General features: G+C 40.9%; 13 protein-coding genes. 3 read left to right on the top strand and 10 right to left on the bottom strand.

Going from position 1 to position 19,630, the window contains the following annotated elements; all coding sequences use genetic code 11:
- Positions 1-2: 2 nt before the first annotated feature.
- From EMP01_RS13765 to EMP01_RS13750, 4 genes are all read right to left on the bottom strand, one after another.
- Entirely contained in the window at positions 3-3,143 is a 3,141-nt protein-coding gene (locus tag EMP01_RS13765; protein ID WP_129022142.1) for a SusC/RagA family TonB-linked outer membrane protein, read from the bottom strand.
- A gap of 211 nt (positions 3,144-3,354) precedes the next feature.
- A complete protein-coding gene (locus EMP01_RS13760) occupies positions 3,355-5,157 on the bottom strand; it encodes an ABC transporter ATP-binding protein (protein WP_129022141.1) in 1,803 nt (600 codons plus the stop codon).
- Positions 5,158-5,163: 6 nt separating this feature from the next.
- A complete protein-coding gene (gene cysS / locus EMP01_RS13755; protein ID WP_129022140.1) occupies positions 5,164-6,657 on the bottom strand; it encodes a cysteine--tRNA ligase in 1,494 nt (497 codons plus the stop codon).
- Positions 6,658-6,786: 129 nt separating this feature from the next.
- Positions 6,787-7,134: a HesB/IscA family protein gene (locus tag EMP01_RS13750; RefSeq protein ID WP_129022410.1), complete on the bottom strand. Its 348-nt coding sequence runs from the start codon at positions 7,132-7,134 to the stop codon at positions 6,787-6,789.
- Positions 7,135-7,445: 311 nt separating this feature from the next.
- On the opposite strand from EMP01_RS13750, the gene EMP01_RS13745 reads away from it, so the two are divergent.
- Together EMP01_RS13745 and EMP01_RS13740 are read left to right on the top strand one after the other, a co-directional pair.
- Positions 7,446-8,036 (top strand): RNA polymerase sigma factor, encoded by a 591-nt coding sequence (locus tag EMP01_RS13745; RefSeq protein ID WP_129022139.1) that lies wholly within the window; start codon positions 7,446-7,448, stop codon positions 8,034-8,036.
- A gap of 83 nt (positions 8,037-8,119) precedes the next feature.
- The gene (locus EMP01_RS13740; protein WP_129022138.1) at positions 8,120-8,434 is read left to right on the top strand and encodes a hypothetical protein; all 315 of its coding nucleotides are present in this window, start codon (positions 8,120-8,122) and stop codon (positions 8,432-8,434) included.
- Between the two features lie 66 nt (positions 8,435-8,500).
- On the opposite strand, the gene EMP01_RS13735 is transcribed toward EMP01_RS13740, so the two are convergent.
- The 3 genes from EMP01_RS13735 to EMP01_RS13725 all read right to left on the bottom strand — a co-directional run bounded on the left by EMP01_RS13735 (position 8,501) and on the right by EMP01_RS13725 (position 11,925).
- Complete coding sequence (locus tag EMP01_RS13735; protein ID WP_129022137.1) at positions 8,501-9,166, bottom strand: SCO family protein; 666 nt, start codon at positions 9,164-9,166, stop codon at positions 8,501-8,503.
- Positions 9,167-9,301: 135 nt separating this feature from the next.
- The gene (gene pckA / locus EMP01_RS13730) at positions 9,302-10,921 is read right to left on the bottom strand and encodes a phosphoenolpyruvate carboxykinase (ATP) (RefSeq protein WP_129022136.1); all 1,620 of its coding nucleotides are present in this window, start codon (positions 10,919-10,921) and stop codon (positions 9,302-9,304) included.
- 155 nt (positions 10,922-11,076) lie between these two features.
- A complete protein-coding gene (locus tag EMP01_RS13725) occupies positions 11,077-11,925 on the bottom strand; it encodes a transketolase (RefSeq protein ID WP_129022135.1) in 849 nt (282 codons plus the stop codon).
- Positions 11,926-12,212: 287 nt separating this feature from the next.
- On the opposite strand from EMP01_RS13725, the gene EMP01_RS13720 reads away from it, so the two are divergent.
- Entirely contained in the window at positions 12,213-12,434 is a 222-nt protein-coding gene (locus EMP01_RS13720) for a hypothetical protein (protein WP_129022134.1), read from the top strand.
- 66 nt (positions 12,435-12,500) lie between these two features.
- On the opposite strand, the gene uvrA is transcribed toward EMP01_RS13720, so the two are convergent.
- The 3 genes from uvrA to EMP01_RS13705 all read right to left on the bottom strand — a co-directional run bounded on the left by uvrA (position 12,501) and on the right by EMP01_RS13705 (position 19,366).
- Positions 12,501-15,320, bottom strand: coding sequence for an excinuclease ABC subunit UvrA (uvrA, locus tag EMP01_RS13715; protein ID WP_129022133.1), 2,820 nt, complete (start codon positions 15,318-15,320; stop codon positions 12,501-12,503).
- Positions 15,321-15,425: 105 nt separating this feature from the next.
- Positions 15,426-17,381: a DUF3857 domain-containing protein gene (locus EMP01_RS13710; protein WP_129022132.1), complete on the bottom strand. Its 1,956-nt coding sequence runs from the start codon at positions 17,379-17,381 to the stop codon at positions 15,426-15,428.
- 2 nt (positions 17,382-17,383) lie between these two features.
- A complete protein-coding gene (locus EMP01_RS13705; RefSeq protein ID WP_129022131.1) occupies positions 17,384-19,366 on the bottom strand; it encodes a DUF3857 domain-containing protein in 1,983 nt (660 codons plus the stop codon).
- Between the last annotated feature and the right edge of the window lie 264 nt (positions 19,367-19,630).

The following is a 19,630-nucleotide window of genomic DNA, read 5'->3' as shown; positions in this document are numbered from 1 at the left end:
GTTTAGAATTTTACTTTTAAATTAATACCATAGGTCGCTGTAGCAGGGAAGCTGTTAAACTCCACTCCATCTCCTGCACTTCCTGCTCCAAAATAACTCATCTCTGGGTCTACATGCGGTACATAAGATTTAATCAACCATAAATTTCTTCCTTCAAACCCAATTTCAAGACCTTTTACGGCTTTCTTAAATGGTCTGATTTTTTCAGGGAAGGCATATGAAAGAGTAACTTCTCTTAATTTTACAAAAGATGCATCAAATACATTACCTTCTGTGTTAGAAGTAGAAGAATAAGTGTTCCAGAAATCCTGCATACTTTGTACTGGTGTAGCATTTGGAGAGTAGGTACCGTCACCGTTATCATTCACTCCTTTGTCTACAAAAGTAGCATCTCTATTTGCAACTGTTTCTGCGGCCATACCTGAAGATCTTAAAGCTGCTACTGTTCCAGAGTAGAATACTCCTCCTTGTCTGATATCAACTAAAAAACCTAAAGACACTCCCTTAAAGGAAAATTTATTGCTGATACCCAGCATAAAATCAGGATTGACCTTACCAATAAACTGATTTTGTACAACTTCTCTCAGCCCAGTGGTTTTATTGATTACAATTTCGCCCTCAGGAGAACGTTTCCATTTGGATCCATATATAGCGAAACTTCCACCAACCGGTGCTTTCACCTGTAAACCACTCCAGCCTGATTGCACTGCATACTCTTGCAAATAACCATCCAACTCATTAACAACTTGTTTGTTATGCGAGAAATTGGCCATGAAGTCCCATTGGAAAGCACTTTTACTATTGCTGAATGGACTTACTCTTAACATTGCTTCCAGCCCTTTATTTGTAATTGAACCGGCATTAATTTGCTTATTAAAGTATCCAGTTGATGCAGGAACTGTAATACGCATAATCTGATTTCTGGTTATAGTATTGTAATATGTCACATCTAAACCTATTACATTACCAAAGAATCTCAAATCAGTACCAATCTCATAGGAAGTAGCTATTTGAGGCTTTAAAGTCTCGTTAGGCAAAACAAGAGGAGCAGCAAAAGCGCCTCGTCCTAAGAATGGGAAATTACCAGGTAGAGAGAATTGTGTAAAGAACGAAGTCAATGGACTATATGTCAATAAGGTAGTATATGGATCAGTATCCGAACCTACTTTCGCCCAGCTTGCTCTTAATTTACCAAAGGACAATACTTTATTGGAATTCATTAGCTCACTGAATACAAAAGATCCAGAAACAGAAGGATAGAAGTATGAGTAGTTCCCGGTATATACTAAGGCTGAAGACCAGTCATTTCTACCTGTAACAGACAAGTATAAATAATCCTTATATGAAGCGCTCAACTCTCCGTATAAACCAATCAAGCGAGAACCTGCATAATCTCTGTCAGCAATAACAGTTTCTACATTTCCTGGTCTGAACACTCCATCTTTCACGTCCAGGAGGAAGTTAGAACCCGCAACCGTACTTTGATCAATTCTTCGATCTAGCAAGTTGGTTCCGACCATTCCTCTTAAATTCCAGTCTTTGTTTATCTGTTTTTGGGCTGTAACAATAAAGTCATTATTAAAACGCTTATTAAAGATGTCGGCAGTCAGATAGCTCCCTTTCATATCCCCGGCAGTACCTGCTCTTACATAGCCCAAACGGCTGTCGTTAAATGCATCGAAACCAAATGTATTACTTATGGTTAACCAATCTGTTGCTTTATACTCCAAATTAGCACTACCCATGAAGCGATTCACTTTATTTCCGTTAAGGTTTTTATTTAAAATCCAGAATGGATTATTTCCTGTTTTATCAGTTGTAAGGTTATTCTGTACTCCGGCTTCTGTCTGATAATTCGCCTTCAGATCATTTACATCTACAGTTACAGGAATAGCGTATATAGATGATGATAAAACATTTGGATTATTAGAACTTTGTGCCGGACGACCGTTAGAATTCGAATTAGTATAAGTTAAAGTGAAGCGGGAAGAAAACTTATCAGTAAACTTATGCCCAACATTTGCGCTCAAATTATACCGGTTTAATTCTTGATTCAATACAATGCCTTTACTATTTAAAGCTCCAAAACCAATTCTATAATCACTTTTATCATTTCCTCCAGAAACAGCTATGTCATTAATTGCTGTACTTCCAGTCTGGAAGAAGTTATCAATATTATCAGGATGTGCCTGTAATGTCACTGTCCTGCCTAAATAATCCGTCACAGGCGTATTCGCCATATCAGAGATTTTAGGACCCCAACCATTTGCAAATCTCAAATTGTAGACTCCATAGTTTCCTTGAGCATACTCCGATTGCAATTCAGGTTTGATCAGTATTTTCTCCACCCTATAAGATGAATTTACACTTACTGACAATGCCGCATTTTTCGACCCTCTCTTTGTAGTAATGATAATTGCACCATCTTTAGCTAAAGAGCCATATTGAGCTGTTGCTGCAGGTCCTTTTAATACGGACATTGTTTCAATATCATCAGGATTAATATCTCCAGCTCTATTTCCATAATCTACTCCAACTCCGGCACCACCACCGCTGCCGCCTTGTGCAGCATTACTAATAGGTACTCCGTCAATTACAAAGAGTGGCTGACTACTACCAGATAAAGAGGAGGCTCCCCTGATAATGATTTTAGAAGATCCGCCAACACCACCAGACTGACCATTTACACGAACACCGGCAACCTTACCGGCAAGCGCATCCACAACATTATTTGCTCTTGCATTCTCTAACTGCTCTTTGCTTACTTGCTGAGTCGAGTATCCTAAAGATTTTTCGCTTCTTTTAATACCAAGGGCCGTTACAACGACACCTGTAAGCTCTGTACTTTTTGAATTCTGGAATGAAACTGTAACAGACTTGCTTCCGTCTCCGGCGGCGACCTCCTGGGTGCCCAAGCCTAAAGAAGAGATAATGAGGGTGTTGCTCCCTTCCGGAACGCTAATGGTGAAGTTCCCGTTATCATCTGTAACGGTACCGGATTGCGTGCCTTTGATCACCACACTGGCTCCAAGCACTGCTTCTCCCGTTTCGTCCAGAACGCGCCCTTTAACGACGCGGCTTTGTGCGAAAGCAGCTACGCTAGTGGCCGCTACCAACGCGATGGGTAGTAGTAATTTTTTCATAAATATTTCTTTTATTGTCTAAACCAAACTTAAATAAAATTTAACACAATAGCAAAAAAATTACAAAAAAATTACATTAGTTACTTTACTAATTGATTATTAAATAGTAATAAAAAAACACTTAACACATATATTAATACACATATTTTACCATATGTTAAGATTATTTATCCATAAAAGAAAGGAAGGCGCAAAAAAAATAGCCCGGAGGCTATTTGAACTGTTGCATGGAAACTAATTTATAATATGTACCCTTCCGGTCCATTAATTCGTGGTGATTACCCCGTTCTACAATCGATCCTTTATCCATCACAATGATCTCATCGGCATTATATATTGTAGACAATCTGTGTGCAATAACAATGCTGGTTCGATTCTTCATTAGCTCATTGATTGCTTCCTGTACAACTTTTTCAGATTCTGTATCCAGGGCAGATGTGGCCTCATCGAGAATAAGAATCGGAGGGTTTTTTAATATTGCCCGGGCAATCGTAATACGCTGACGCTCTCCCCCACTAAGGCGAGAACCGCGCTCTCCTACTCCTGAAGCATAACCTCCTTCTTTCTGACTGATAAACTTATGTGCATTGGCTATCGTTGCCGCATGAATAATACTTTCTTCCTTGGCGCCACCGGTGCCTAATGTAATATTGTTATAGATTGTATCATTAAACAGGATCGGCTCCTGAGATACTACACCGATTTGTTTTCTGAGGTCGAAAATACGGCAGGCTCTGACATCGGTCCCGTCCACGGTAATGCTACCGGAAGTCACATCATGAAATCGCGGTATGAGATCTACCAATGTAGATTTTCCCGCTCCCGAAGCACCAACGAGTGCTACGGTTTTCCCTTTTTCTATCGTCAGGTTGATATCTTTAAGAATAGCCTTATCTCCGTAATAAAAATTTACATTTTTAAACTCGATCGCATGATTGAATCCCTTTACCGGAACAGGATCTGCCTGTTCTGTTATATTGTTTTCTGTAGACAGGAATGATTCTACCCGATCCAGTGCTGCGGCTCCTTTCTGCATATTATAAAATACACCGGACAGGTTTTTGAGCGGATTAATGATCTGGTAAAACAAACCTATATATACAATAAAGAAAGGACCTGTAAGGCTACTATTGCCACTAAAGATCAGGCGACCGCCAAACCAAAGTATAATGCAGACTACAATAATACCCAGGGTTTCGGACATCGGAGAACCCGCATCGCGGCGCATGGATATTTTGTTCTTGATCCGGAACAGATCGTTATTCAGTTTTGTAAAGCGGGAGCGCTGATGCGATTCTGCATTAAATGCTTTTACCACACGCATACCTACCAGGGTTTCGTCAATGGTCCCCAGCATATCGCCCAATTGCTCCTGCGCCATATTGGACGGACGTTTCAGTGATTTACCGACTCTCCCGATAATCAATCCGGCTACCGGCAGGAAAATAAACATGAACAAAGTAAGCGGAACGCTCATGGTAAACATGTAGGTCAGAACAGCTATGATCGTGATCGGCTCGCGGAATACGGTTTCAATAACCCCGATAATAGAGGCTTCTACCTCTACCACATCATTCGTCATTTTAGAGATCAGGTCACCTTTCTTCTCTTCTGTGAAATAGCCTATGGGTAATGACAGGGATTTGTTGAACATGTCTTCTCTCAGGCGGCGCAGCACATTATTCTTTAAGGGATTTAATATGCGCAGAGAGAGGTAAAGAAATGCATTTTTTAATACTGTCGCAATCACCACAAGCAACACAGAATAGGTGAGTGCGGTTAGCTTGCCTTCTGTAGCAATTACCTCATTAAAAAACTGAGTAATGACGGTAACGATATTGCCCTTGGTATTGGGCAAGGTTTGCGTTCCTGTAAATATTGTCTGCAACACCGGTGCGATCATGGTAAATGAAAACAGGGCAAATACAGTAGACAACAAGCTGCAGATGAAATACACCAGCAGCTTGCCTTTATCGTTACGAACGTAACGCCATAATTTAGGAATATTCTTCACTTGATCTTATTGTATGGTATAACTCATTTCTCCGCCCTTTTCATCTTTCAGCATAATTCCTGCCGATGCCAGCATATTGCGGATCTTGTCAGAAGCTTCAAAGTCTTTACGATTGCGTGCTTCCTTACGCATCTGAATAACGAGTTCCATTACCGCTTCCAGCTTCTCATCATTTGCCTGCTGCAGCGCCTGTAAGCCCATGATATCTTCCAGATATACTTTGAAAGCATTGCTCAGTAAACTGAAAGTTTCTGCGCTGATCGCATCTGCTGCAATGATACCACCTTTCATACTGTTGATCACGGGTGCCAGGTCAAATAAATTGGCCAGAACCTTTGCCGTATTCAGATCATCATTCATAAAGTCAGCACACTCTGCAACCGCCTGGCGTATCTTCTGATCCAGGGCTGCATCACCTGCTTCCTGTCCTGTCGGTGCCGTTAATGCATTTAAGGCTTCATATGCTTCCCATAAGCGTTTCAGTGCTTTTTCAGATGCCTGCAGGCTCTCATTAGAGAAGTCCAGCGTGCTGCGGTAATGCGATTGCAGAATATTGAAACGTATTACCATCGGGTGATATGCCTGCTCCAGTATAGGATGGTCGCCACTAAACAATTCTGTAAGTTTGATCACATTATTGTAGCTCTTGCCCATCTTCTTACCGTTGATGGTGATCATATTGTTATGCATCCAGTAGTTTACCGGTGCGCAACCATGTGCAATGGTAGACTGTGCTATTTCACTTTCATGATGCGGGAACTGCAGGTCCATACCACCGCCATGAATATCAAAACGCTCGCCCAGGTACTTACTGCTCATTGCGGAACACTCGATATGCCATCCGGGGAAACCTACGCCCCAAGGGCTTTTCCAGCGCATGATATGTTCTGGTGCTGCCTTCTTCCACAATGCAAAATCGGCTTTATCTCTTTTTTCATCCTGCCCATCCAGCTGACGGGTAGTCTCTAAAAGATCGTCCAGCACACGCCCGGAGAGCTTTCCATAGTCATGACCAGCAGCATATTTCTTTACATCAAAGTAAACCGATCCGTTTACTTCATATGCGTAGCCTTTGGCTATAATATCTTCGATCATTGAAATCTGCTCAATGATATGACCTGTAGCTGTTGGTTCGATTGATGGCTCCAGGCAATTGAAACGGTTCATAGCCCAGTGAAACAAGCTGGTGTATTTATGCACCAGTTCCATTGGCTCCAGCTTCTCCAACAAGGCTTTCTTACCTACTTTATCCTCTGCTTCTCTTCCTTCTTCTTCAAAGTGGCCTGCATCAGTGATATTACGTACATAACGTACTTTATATCCCAGATGTTGCAGGTAGCGGTTTACGACATCAAAAGTAACATACGGCCGGGCATGCCCCAGATGTGACTCACCGGAAACGGTAGGACCACATACATACAGACCTACATGGCCTGGGGTAATGGGTTCAAATTTTTCTTTCTGCCTGGTGTATGAATTGTAAATATATAATTCGGACATATGTTACGATTAAAAAATGTTATGCAAAAATAGGTTATTGTAAACGATTTTGCCTTAAGGTATCTATAAAAGAAAATGCTCAATTTTCATTGAGCATTTCCGGTATCTAAAAAGGTCTAATGAAAATTGTTATACGGCAAATGAAGTACCGCAACCACAGCTGCTGCTCGCATTAGGGTTGTTAAATACAAAACCACGCGCATTCAGGCCCTCAGAGAAATCAATCTCCATACCGGCCAGGTATAAACCATGTGCTTTTTTCATCACCGCACGTATGCCTTCTACTTCGAACAGGTCATCATCTGCTTCAACTTTATCAAAGCCCAGCACATAACTCAGACCAGAGCAGCCCCCACCTTTTACACCCACACGCAGATAGTGCGTAGCATCAAAATCAGGTGCATTCATCAGTCTTTTCAACTCCTTCATAGCGCCGATTGTAAAGGTAACCGGTGCCTGTACCATAGTTGTATCCATATCGTTTGTCAATAGTCTGGTTTAAAGTACAAAAATAATCAAATCGCTGTAATATAATAATGATAATATTGAAGGTGTTATAAATTGCCTTTATAAACGTAATAAGCATCACTATTTATATAGGCATCACTATTATTAACATGCCGGTTTGAAAAAATTTACCATAATTATTAATTTTTTTTAACTGATTTGGAAAAATACCATATATTTGCTCTAACAACAAACGAATTGTCTATAGAGCATACTTCTACATTTTAATTATCATCATGAAATCAGGCAGGCGGTAACGCTTATGTCAAAAGTGTAGAATTATGACTAAACAATTTAAAGTCTTCTCAGATCAGGAGCTGATACAGGCATTTCAGGATACCCAATCCGAACCTGCTATCGCCGAATTAATTAGCCGCTACAAGAAAAATATTTACACTACAATTGTACTTAAAGTTAAGGACAGGCATGTAGCTGAAGATTTATTTCAGGAAACGTTTATTAAAATCGTAAATACGATTCTGGCCGGCCGGTATGCTGACCAGGGTAAATTCCTGCCATGGGCAGTACGTATTGCGAATAACCTCTGTATCGACTATTTCCGTAAAAACAAATCAGCGTCTAAAGTTATATCCAAAGACAACTTTGAATGGTTTGAATACCTGAGTGTGGATTATAACAATGCCGAATCCCACATGGAATACAACCAGATGTCTAACCAGGTGCAACATCTGCTGGATCGCCTTCCCGAAGAGCAGAGAGATGTAATCCTGCTGAGAGTGTACGCAGACCTGAGCTTTAAAGAAATTGCCAACCTTACCAACGTAGGTATCAACACAGCACTTGGTCGTATGCGTTACGGATTATCCAACTTAAGAAAGATCATAGAAGAGCATAACCTGGCACTGCGCTAAGTATATGCTTATTATAGCTGCGCTGCATTTTTAAAATAATGCAGCGCAATTTTTTGTATTTTCGATCAGCTAAAAATAGTTACATGGCTGAACGTCGTCCGCACATACACCATATACTCAATACTTCTTCGAACCTGCTGGGTTTCTGCCTGCTGATTATTACTTCTCTTAAGATAAGCGGGAAGAGTGCCCAGACTGCAGTAGATGAAATATTGATGGGATCCCTAGTACTATTTATGACCAGCTGCCTGCTGTCTTTTCTGTCTATGCGTAGCCAGAAAGAAAAAAGTATTACACTGATGGAACATCTTGCTGAATATGCTTTTGTGACTGGCCTCATCTCATTGTTTGTAGTAGTCCTGATCATTGCTTTTACCAAAGAGATTTTCCTTTCCTGATATTATAATATCATAACTGAGAGAGGGCGTGCATCAGCACGCCCTCTCTCAGTTATATAAACAATCTTATTTTTCTTCTTTCAGTACTCTGATGTCAGCCATCATTTGTTTTACAGACTCTTTCTTTGTTCCGTCATAAGGAGATACCTGGCTGCCATCTTTACTTTGATGCGCCCTTACTCTACCCTGCTTATCTACGATCACAAAATTTTCGGTATGAATAAAGTCTGATTCAATATCGGTCTGTGAAGAATCGGCAGCGGTAACCAGGTAGCTGTATCGTGCCTGGTCATACAATGCTTTTTTATCGCCGGTCAGGAACATCCATTTTTTGCTGTCTGCATTATAGCGTCTGGCATATTCTTTCATGGCGCCTACTGTATCCCGCTTAGGATCTACGGTATGGGAAAGGATGATCACATCATCATCATTCTTGAAGGTGTTATACACCTCTGCCATGTTTTCGTTCATCATGGGGCATATGCCTTTACAGGTAGTAAAGAAATATTCTACAACCAATATTTTGCCTTTTACATCGGCCAGAGTAATGGTGTCACCATCCTGGTTCAGGAAGGAGAAGTCTCTTACGGCATGTATATCACCTCCCAGGTAAGCCAGGCTGGCGGGCTTTTTGCGGTCCTGAGACACACGGAAGTAATAGAATGCGAATACGGCCCAAAGGGCAATAAAGAATGTAATAAGCGCAATGGTTATTTTTCTTTTACCGGTCATGATTATGGAATTGAATAAACGCTGCAAAGATACTGGCTTTAAGGCAGATAAACCGTTCTTTTCCGTTAAAAAACAAGCGACCGTACTGAATAGTACGGTCGCCGGAAAATTATATGTCTGTATTGCTACAAGAGATTATTTTAATTCTTCAACTGAAGTTTTCGGAGCAGCTGCTAAAGTTGCTTCGCTGGCTTCACTTGCATATTTTTCGAAGTTGTTTACGAACAATGCAGCTAATTCTGTAGCTTTCTTGTCGTACTCTTCTTCGCTTGCCCATGTATAACGCGGGTTCAGGATTTCTGAAGGTACACCAGGACATTCGTTAGGCATAGCAACACCAAAAGTGCGGTGCTGTGTATACGCAACATCATTCAGCTCACCCTTCAGGGCTGCAGTGATCATCGCTCTGGTATATTTCAGGTTCATACGCTTACCAACACCGTAAGGGCCTCCGCTCCAACCGGTATTGATCAGCCATACATTTACATCAGGATGCTTTTCTAATTTATCCCCCAGCAATTCTGCATATCTAACCGGATGTAAAGGCAGGAATACGCGTCCGAAACAAGCAGAGAAAGTAGTCTGCGGTTCTGTTACGCCTACTTCTGTACCGGCAACTTTTGCAGTATAGCCACTTACGAAGTGATACATAGCCTGCTCTTTGGTTAATTTAGAGATCGGCGGTAAGATACCGAATGCATCACAGGTAAGGAAGAAGATATTTTTAGGGTCGCCACCGAAAGATGGTTCTTTAGCGTTGTCGATATGATAGATAGGGTATGCAACACGTGTATTTTCAGTGATGCTGCCATCTGCATAATTTACTTCATTGGTTCCTTCGAAGAATTTGATGTTTTCCACCAGGGCACCAGGACGAACAGCATTATAGATCTGCGGCTCTTTTTCTGCGCTCAGGTCGATTGCTTTTGCATAACAACCACCTTCAAAGTTGAATACTGAACCATCTGCCCAACCATGCTCATCGTCACCGATCAGCGGACGGTTAGGATCTGCGCTCAAGGTAGTTTTACCGGTACCGCTTAATCCGAAGAATAATGCTACATCACCTTCTGCACCTTCATTTGCAGAACAGTGCATAGATAATACATTATGTTCTTGTGGTAACAGGTAGTTCAATACACCGAAGATACCTTTTTTCATTTCACCGGTATAAGCCGAGCCACCGATCAGGATCACTTTACGGGTAAAGTTTACGATCGTGAAATTGCTCTGACGGGTACCGTCTACAGCAGGATCAGCTTCAAAACCTGGTGCCTGGATAATGTGCCAGTCCGGGGTAAAACTCATAACTTCTTCTTCTGTAGGACGCAGGAACAGGTCATTACAGAACAGATTAGCCCAAGGTGTTTCATTAACGATGCGAACGTTAAGTCTGTAAGTAGGGTCTGCACATGCATATGCATCGCGGGCCCATACTTGCTTACCACCCAGATAAGCTACTACTTTATCATATAATCTGTCAAATACTTCAGAACTGATCGGAATATTTACATCACCCCAGTCAACAGTATTTTCGGTAATTGCATCTTTTACAGTGAATTTATCTTTAGGAGAACGACCAGTAAATTTACCGGTATTTACACACAGTGCTCCTGTATTATTCAATACACCTTGTTTCAGGTCAACGGTCTGCTGAGCCAGCAACTCCGAAGATAAGTTCCAATTTACCACAGCAGCATTTACTCCGATGTCGCTTAAATTAGCAGCAGGATTTTTAATACCGTTTTCTATCATTGTCTAATAGTTTTTTATAAAGATTTTAGAGGGCAAAGGTACTAAATTTAATATACCAAAAGCCATTACCAGCCCATATTTAGAATTCAATCACAAATATATAGTCACAGCCTCAACACTTTATGTGCTGAGGCTGCATATGTTATTGATTATCACTAATAATCGCCAATTGTACCGGTTGTAACCAGCTCTGTCAGAGCGATATCCAGTTGTGCATCACTAGGGGCAATACCATGCCATTCGTGAGAGCCCATCATAAAGCTTACACCTGCACCCATTTCTGTTTTCAGGAGAATACAAACCGGCTTACCTTTTCCGGTATGTGCTTTTGCTTCTTCCAGACCAGTTAATACAGCCTGCATATCATTACCTTGCTCGATCGTCAGCACGGTCCAGTCAAAAGACTCGAATTTCGCTTTCAGATCACCCAGGCTCATTACGTTTTTAGTAGCCCCATCGATCTGCTGACCGTTGTAATCTACTGCTACGATCATGTTATCCAGTTTGTGGTGTGCGGCAAACATAATTGCTTCCCAGTTCTGGCCTTCCTGCAGCTCACCATCGCCGGTCAGTGCATATACCAGATGCTGGTCATTGTTCATTTTCTTGGCAGTAGCCATACCTGAAGCTACGCTTAAGCCCTGTCCCAGAGATCCGCTGGCAATACGTACACCCGGCAGGTGTTCGTGTGTTGCAGGGTGACCCTGTAAACGGGAATCTATTTTGCGGAAAGTGGCTAATTCAGATACAGGGAAGTATCCGCTGCGGGCCAGAACGCTGTAAAATACAGGAGAGATGTGACCATTAGACAAGAAGAATACATCTTCGTTTTTACCTTCCATATGGAACGCTGGATCATGCTGCATTACTTTGAAATACAAGGCAACCAGATAATCGGTACATCCTAAAGATCCTCCGGGGTGACCACTTTGTACCCCATGCACCATTCTTACGATATCACGGCGTACCTGGGTCGCCATGGCTTTTAATTCCTGCAGTTCCATAATTTATTATAGATATATATTTTTTTGCAAAAATAGCATTATTCAGGGCTACATTCCAAAAATAAAAAGGAGCTTTTCCCTTTTACATCAATATAACATATTCACCTCTTGCTAATTCGTATATTTACCTGAGCATAATTTATTAATGGTCTGGTGAACCAGGCGACAGGCTGGCTAAAGGAAGGTATTTGTACGCTTTAATCTGATCCATATCCTGCTGCTCACAAGCCTTATCCGGGGTTCATTCAGCTATTTAAAATATTGGCTAAAACTTAAAACTGAGCGTTATGGTAAAAGTGACTATTGCTGCATTACTACTGTCAGGTACAGTAAGTATGCTTTACTCCTGCACTAAAAAAGAATCGGGTGTCTGTTACTGCAGTTATTACAGTGGAGACAGAACGCACTATGATCTGCGCAACCTGAACGGACAACAGCAGATTGACTCCTGCAACAGGCTAAATGAACTCGCCAGCAATTTTGCCGGCAGTTGTAAACTCAAAAAATGATCATTAACTACTCTAAAAAAGAAAGTGGCAGATTCAATGAATCTGCCACTTTCTTTTTACCCCATTTTAAATATACTTTGCAGTCTGACTGCGTTTTACTTTTTTGATGCCTTCCGGAGTACCTGCATACAGCAGTTCGCCACCTCCAGCACCGCCTTCGGGCCCAATATCAATAATCCAGTCGGCATGCTTGATCACATCTGTATTATGCTCAATGACAATTACACTATGGCCATGCTCAATCAGTGCATAAAATGATTTAAGCAATTTGCTGATATCGTGAAAATGCAGACCAGTTGTAGGTTCATCAAATATGAACAGTAACTTTTCTTTATGTCCGCCTTTGCCCAGGAAGGAGGCCAGCTTTACCCGCTGTGCTTCTCCACCGGAAAGGGTATTACTGGATTGTCCCAGTTTTACGTAACCCAATCCTACATCTGACAATGGCTGTAATGCTTCTTTTATTTTCTTTTCTTCGCTGAAGAATTCAATGGCATCATCCACACCCATATCCAGGATATCGGAAATGTTCTTTCCTTTATACCTTACCTCAAGCACCTCGTCTTTAAATCTTTTGCCTTTACAGCTTTCACACTGCAAGTATACATCTGCCAGGAACTGCATTTCTACCACTACAACTCCATCGCCTTTACAGGTATCACAGCGGCCACCATCTACATTAAATGAAAAATGCTTCGGCTCAAGCCCTTGCATTTTCGCAGATTGTTGTGCTGCAAACAGGCTACGGATATCATCATAGGCTTTGATATAGGTAACCGGATTGCTACGCGAAGATTTCCCGATTGGGTTCTGATCTACCAGCTCTACATGTTTGATTGCTTTTAGGTCACCTTCTAAAACGTCGTGTAAACCGACAGATAAGGCTGACTCTCCGAAATGCTTTTGCAATGCAGGATACAGCGTTTGCTTTACCAGGGTTGTCTTTCCGCTACCCGATACACCGGTCACCACACAAAGTACATTAAGCGGAAAATCTACATCAATATTTTTAAGATTATGCTGACGACAACCTTTCAGGCTGAGCCATTCCTTTGGCACTCTTTGCTTGCGTTCCCGTCCCTGTAGCTTCAGGAAATCATCTACTTTCAATGCGCCTGAAAGGTATTGTCCGGTAAGGCTTTCTTTATTAGCTGTGATCTCCTCATAATTTCCAGTAGCTACGACTTCTCCTCCCAGATGTGCTGCCAGAGGTCCCATATCTATAATATGGTCGGCCTCTTCCATCATCATCTCATCATGCTCTACTACTACTACGGTATTATTCAGGTTACGCAGGTTCTTCAATACTTTTATTAAACGATCTGTATCTCTGGGATGCAATCCGATACTGGGTTCATCCAGGATATATAAACTGTCGGTAAGATTGCTTCCGAGAAATTTGGTCAGCTGTATACGCTGACTTTCTCCTCCGGAAAGGGTATTGGCCTGGCGATTAAGGGTCAGGTAGCTAAGTCCTACATCCATAAGTGTATCCAGGCGCTGGTGTATCTCTGTAAGGATACGGGTGGCCACCTGTTGCTCATATTCGGTCAGTGCTACCTCACGGAACCATTGTTGTAAATTACCAATCGGCATTGAGGATAATTGTGCAATATCTGTTCCCTGAATCTTCACGTACAATGCATCTGGCCTCAGTCTGGAGCCTTTACATGCCGGACAAACCGTGCGGCCGCGATAGCGTGCCTGTAATACACGATACTGTACTTTATACAGGTTTTCCTCTACCATCCCGAAAAACTCATCTATCCAGCGCTGCAGCACGTCCATCTGTTTTTCGGTAAGATCGGCGATTGCCTTATGTATCGGGAATCCGTTCTTCGTTTCGGCGCGAATAAACGCTTGTTTCCATTCGCCCAATTTTTCTCCTCTCCAGCAAGCGACCCCATCTTCATACACACTTAATCTCTTATCAGGAATTACCAGGTCCATACTGATGCCCAGTACCTGACCAAAGCCTTCACATTTAGGACAGGCCCCGTAAGGGTTATTATAGGAGAAGAAATTTGGGGTGGGCGATTCGAATGTCATGCCATCAGCCTCAAACCGGTTACTGAATGATTTGATGGCCGCACCATCCAATTCCAATATACACATTCCGTGGCCTTCATATATTGCCGTCTGCAAACTGTCTGCAATACGGTGCAGGTCATCTTCGTCAAATTCCTTTACCACAATACGGTCAATCAATATATACCACAATCCATCACCGGGGATGATTATATCTCCATCTTCCTGCTCCAGCAATTCTTCTATACGCAAAACCTGATGCTGCTCATCTGTTCTTTGCAGAATTCTTGTAAATCCTTTCTGCATTAACACATTCAACTCCGCTGCTACGGTACGATCTTCTGCCTGTACAAAAGGAACAATGATCTGCACTTTAGTTTTTAAGGGTAATGCTTTAATAAAATCGAGGATATCACTTACCTCGTCTTTTTTCACTTCCAGCCCGGATATAGGGGAGAAGGTACGGCCGATGCGGGCATAGAACAACCTCAGGTAGTCCTGCAACTCGGTCATGGAGCCAACAGTAGAGCGGGGTGTACGTGTTGTCACCTTTTGTTCAATAGCAATAGCAGGGCATATGCCTTCGATCATGTCAACGTCCGGCTTATCCATACGCATCAGGAATTGGCGCGCATAGGAGCTCAGACTTTCTGCATAGCGCCTCTGACCTTCTGCAAAAAGGGTATCCATAGTCAGACTTGACTTTCCACTACCGGAAACACCTGTAACCACAACAAGTTTATTGCGTGGAATAGATACACTAACATTCTTTAAATTGTGCATTTTGGCACCCTTGATAAGGATGTCTGATTGTACCTGATCAGCAGTTTGCTTTACTGCCTTTTTCACCTTTGCCATAGATGCAAAACTAGGGTAAATCAAGACATGAACTGATGCCTGAAATGCAAAAGTTATAATAAGCTTGATTAAATAGAAAGGAAGCGGCAGTATACCGCTTCCTTTCTATTTAATCAAGGAAATGGTCAATTCTTTTGAATTCTGATCCACTTTCCTAAACATTTCTTCATATTTTTTATATAGGTCTGCTGTATAAATACCTTTAAGCTGCTCGAAGGCAATTTCAACGGTAAGTACTGTTCCGTCCAGATTTGCTTTATAAGTATATTCAGCAAAAGGATATTTTAACTGAACCGCTGAGGGCAGGGCCTCTAGTTTCATTCCTTCGGGAATACTAATCTTATAATGATAGATATGTTTAAAATCCTCTTTTAGTACAATCGGCTCTGTACGTGCGCCTGCTGAAAGCAGGCTGGTCATTGGGTTTCCTATCACCGGTATAGAGATTAATAGCCTCTTGCTGGTTTCATCAATGAGGTTGCCCACTTCCATATCCAGCTTCTCCGTTATTCTGGGACATAAAGGATCTGCATTAGAAAAGGTGTATGCATCATTTATGACCTCCATATTTTGGTAAGGCACCAATAAACGAACTCTTTCCCACGTCTTTGATGCCGGTGTAGTAAGAAGATAATGAGACAAGTCATCCTGCTTTAATCCACTATACACGGACTCCCATACTACATGCTGCATATCCTTTGCCGCATCCAGCTGAATGCTGATATTGCGTTCGATAAAATTACGTTCTTTGTTATAAGAAGGTGTCTTAACCATTCGTCCTCCGTCCTTTGTAAGTAACAAGGCATAGCGATCTTGTGTAAAACTGCCCAGGTATCCTGCCGGTAATGTACCAGAGGTACATTCCAGCCACATACTGTCATTCTTCAGTGGAACGCAAAGTATCATATGATTAAATACATTGACGGGAAATTCAAGATCAACACTTTGGGTATTATTACTGCCTGCAGCAATGATTACAAGGTTTGATGGTATACCGACTGCTTTCAGCATCGCTTTCATGTAATTAGACAAACCCTTACAATCTCCGTAACCTGACTTTGCCAGGCTTACCGCATCAAATGTCTGCCATCCGGAAAGTCCGTATTCATTGGCTACATATCTTGTATTCTGCTGCAAATATTTATACAGTGTAGCTATTTTTCCTTTTGCTTCTGTTATGGTATCTGTCATTGCATGTAACTTTTCTACAAAAGTTGGAGGCAATGAGTCCTTGTCCTGATTAATATTGTAAATAAATGCACCGAATTGTTCCCAGGTATCTGACTTTCCCTGGTAATTATTCAAAGATACATTTCCCGTTGCAAAACTAATTGTAGGCAAGTAATTCCCATCAGGAACAGAGTAAGGCTGATAGGTAAATGCCGGTATTCCCTCTACGATCCACTTGCATTGCATCATGGATACCAGCTTAGACTCAGTATTGTAACTATATACGTCCTGTTTTCCCTCTTTACGTACATTTGCCGGCAGCTTATATCCTTTATATTTAAAGTTTACGTCTTTAAGATAATTTACAGTTATGCTTGCTTTTTCTACAGCAACCTTCTCATCCGGTTGCGGATTCCAGGAAGGCAGGAAGAAGTTAGTCTTGTATTTAATAGTATATTCAAATACTACCGTATACGGGTATTGCTTATGTTCAAAATCGTGCAACTTGATGCGGCTATCATCATTAAATGTATAGCTGGAACCGAAAGTAGACCGATCAATTAAATCTTTTCCGGAAACAGACTTGATCAATACACCCTCCCCATCATATAGCTTGGCAGAAATGTCATAAATATTACTAAAGACATCATAATGCTGACGAAATATGGCAAAGGAGTTCCCATTTTCATTCAGGACTGTAATGGCCCTCTTTCTAATACTGGTAAAGCCAGTCTGTGAAATTTCCAATATTGTACTATCCATTCGGATAACTGCATTAGCACCCATTAGCAATTGCTGCGGAATACCCGATACAGGGTATTGGCTTACTTTTGCGTGGCTATGTTGTATTATGATTAATAAAAGTATTAATAAAGTATAAACTTTCTTCATGATCAGGACTTAAGCTTCAGTATAATTTTTTGATTTTGCTGCTTAATAATAGCACTGTAGAATTCACTCAAGGTTCCAACTTCCTTGGCATCTAGTAATAAAATCTTGTTGTCAAACTGACATTGTATCATAGCCGCATTCCGGACGGTATCAATACTCACACTGCTCGTATAACGCATTAGCCCTGCCGGATCAAGTGCAATATTTTTACCCACTGGGTAATCATCAAACATATACTTATCACTCAACTGAATATATACCTTGTATTTTTCCTGAGAGATGTAATCATACTCTACAGGATATTTACGGTCTTTGATATTGCGTATTGGATTTTCAGAAAATATTTTCTTGAAATAAGGGTCCAGGATTACCATGTCTACAGCATCCCCCAGATCTACTGTACCATACAATACCACTCTTATATTTTTGTCTACCTCATTGATGTTTTCGAAATTAACCTCTGTAATTTTCAAGCCAGACATATGCTTCTCTCCTTCATCCAGACCTCGGTCCATGAAATGCTGTTTTATTGTTGTACTATCCGATTTCCACGCTTTGCGAAAATCCATACCGGTATACACCCCCATTTCTCTAATCATTTTAAACCTGTACGTGTTACCTGCTTCTTTATTCGCATTTAGATAAACAATTGTATTGGAGATATTTCTTGCAAGGGATGCATCCAGTTCAATAACTCCCCCTTCTTTACTCACGATTCTGGAGTAGCCATTATAATAGCTTAACGGCAAGTAGCCAAAAGGTAAATCCTTCTCCGCAGCATTTAATTGATAACTGACGCCATTAATTTCTACCCTTGTAATAAGGTTAGTAATATCAGAAGGATTAGGTAATATCTCACTTAATTTATCACTGTACTTATTGGACAGTAATATCATATCACTCTTGAGTCCGGCATTACGCAACATTGCACATAAAAGTTTATTTATTCCAGCTTGATCACCCTGCTTTGCTTCAAATACTTTACGTATATCGTCTCCATAGCTTCTATTTTGAATGTTCTTTTGTACATAGTAAAATATAGCTTTGGCTTTATCAAGCTCTTCCGGAATATCTTTCACAATAGTTTTTACGGTCTCATCCAGAAAGCCAGATTTGTCAAATGCCTGAACCAGGATTTTGTCATACCAAACTTCTTTAATATGCTTTTCCCAGCTCTCAGCAATAGGGTACTGCATTCCTGGTCCTACAACCCCATTATAATTTAGTTTAACCCTTTCTACAAACTGCACTTCCGGTCCCATCAAATCTTCCTTTTTAAAAGCCGGTACATTCTTCCGAACCCAGGAACGTTGTATGATATGAGGACTGAATGCATGAGGCCCTTCAGCATATAATGCCAATGCTGATGAGGCATCCATTTTCTTCATATTGGTAAAGCTTTTGAACTCTACACTCGTATGTATCATAGGGGTAAACATAAGCATCTCACTACGATTAAAATTGAAGCGTGAATACAGAACTGGTTCATCTCGCTGAAAGTTCCAACTAGATGGCATTGAACCATTCTTCACTTCATAACTATAAGTTACTACAGAACCGTCCTTAATACCAGGCATACTTACCTTAACGATGTCTAATCCATCTGTATAGTCCTCCATAATAATCTCAGACTTTTCTACCTTATTCTCTATAATATGTCCATCCTCAAGATTATAAGTAATACCTTTAAGTTTTTTTACCACACCATATGATTTCTTAGGGATGATAATATCGACCAGATTCCCAATATTCTTCGCATTATAAATCTTAAACGCAATTTCATAATGATACATATCAACACCATTAGTGCCATCAGTAGTACCGATCTCGTATAAGATCACAGCCGAAGCATTCTGATCAATTGGAGGTATAGTAGATCTAAGATAAGACATTAAAGAATCGCGGTTTTCCGCTACTTTAAAATTCTGACTGTAAGAACGAGATGCCATCATAATGAGGCATAAGAAGAGAAGTTTACTTTTCATTTGCTACAAATTGCGGCAAATGTATAGTAATTGTATAAAAAATAGAAATATGATATTTCAATATATACAACTAGAAAATACTGCATTAATTATCTAATGAGTTTCTATTCTAGCTATATAATAAGAGTTATACGATGCGGTTATATAGGGTATATGGTAGTATATAGTATATACATAAAAAAGAGACACCCTTCAGTTATGAAGGGTGTCTTAAATAAATATGGCAGCTACCTACTTTCCCGGAATACACCAGTATCATCGGCC

It is taken from the genome of Edaphocola flava, from assembly GCF_004118155.1.
GTDB classification, from domain to species: domain Bacteria; phylum Bacteroidota; class Bacteroidia; order Chitinophagales; family Chitinophagaceae; genus Edaphocola; species Edaphocola flava.
The sequence above is the reverse complement of the archived record's forward strand: the minus strand, read 5'-3'. Positions and strand labels throughout refer to the sequence as shown.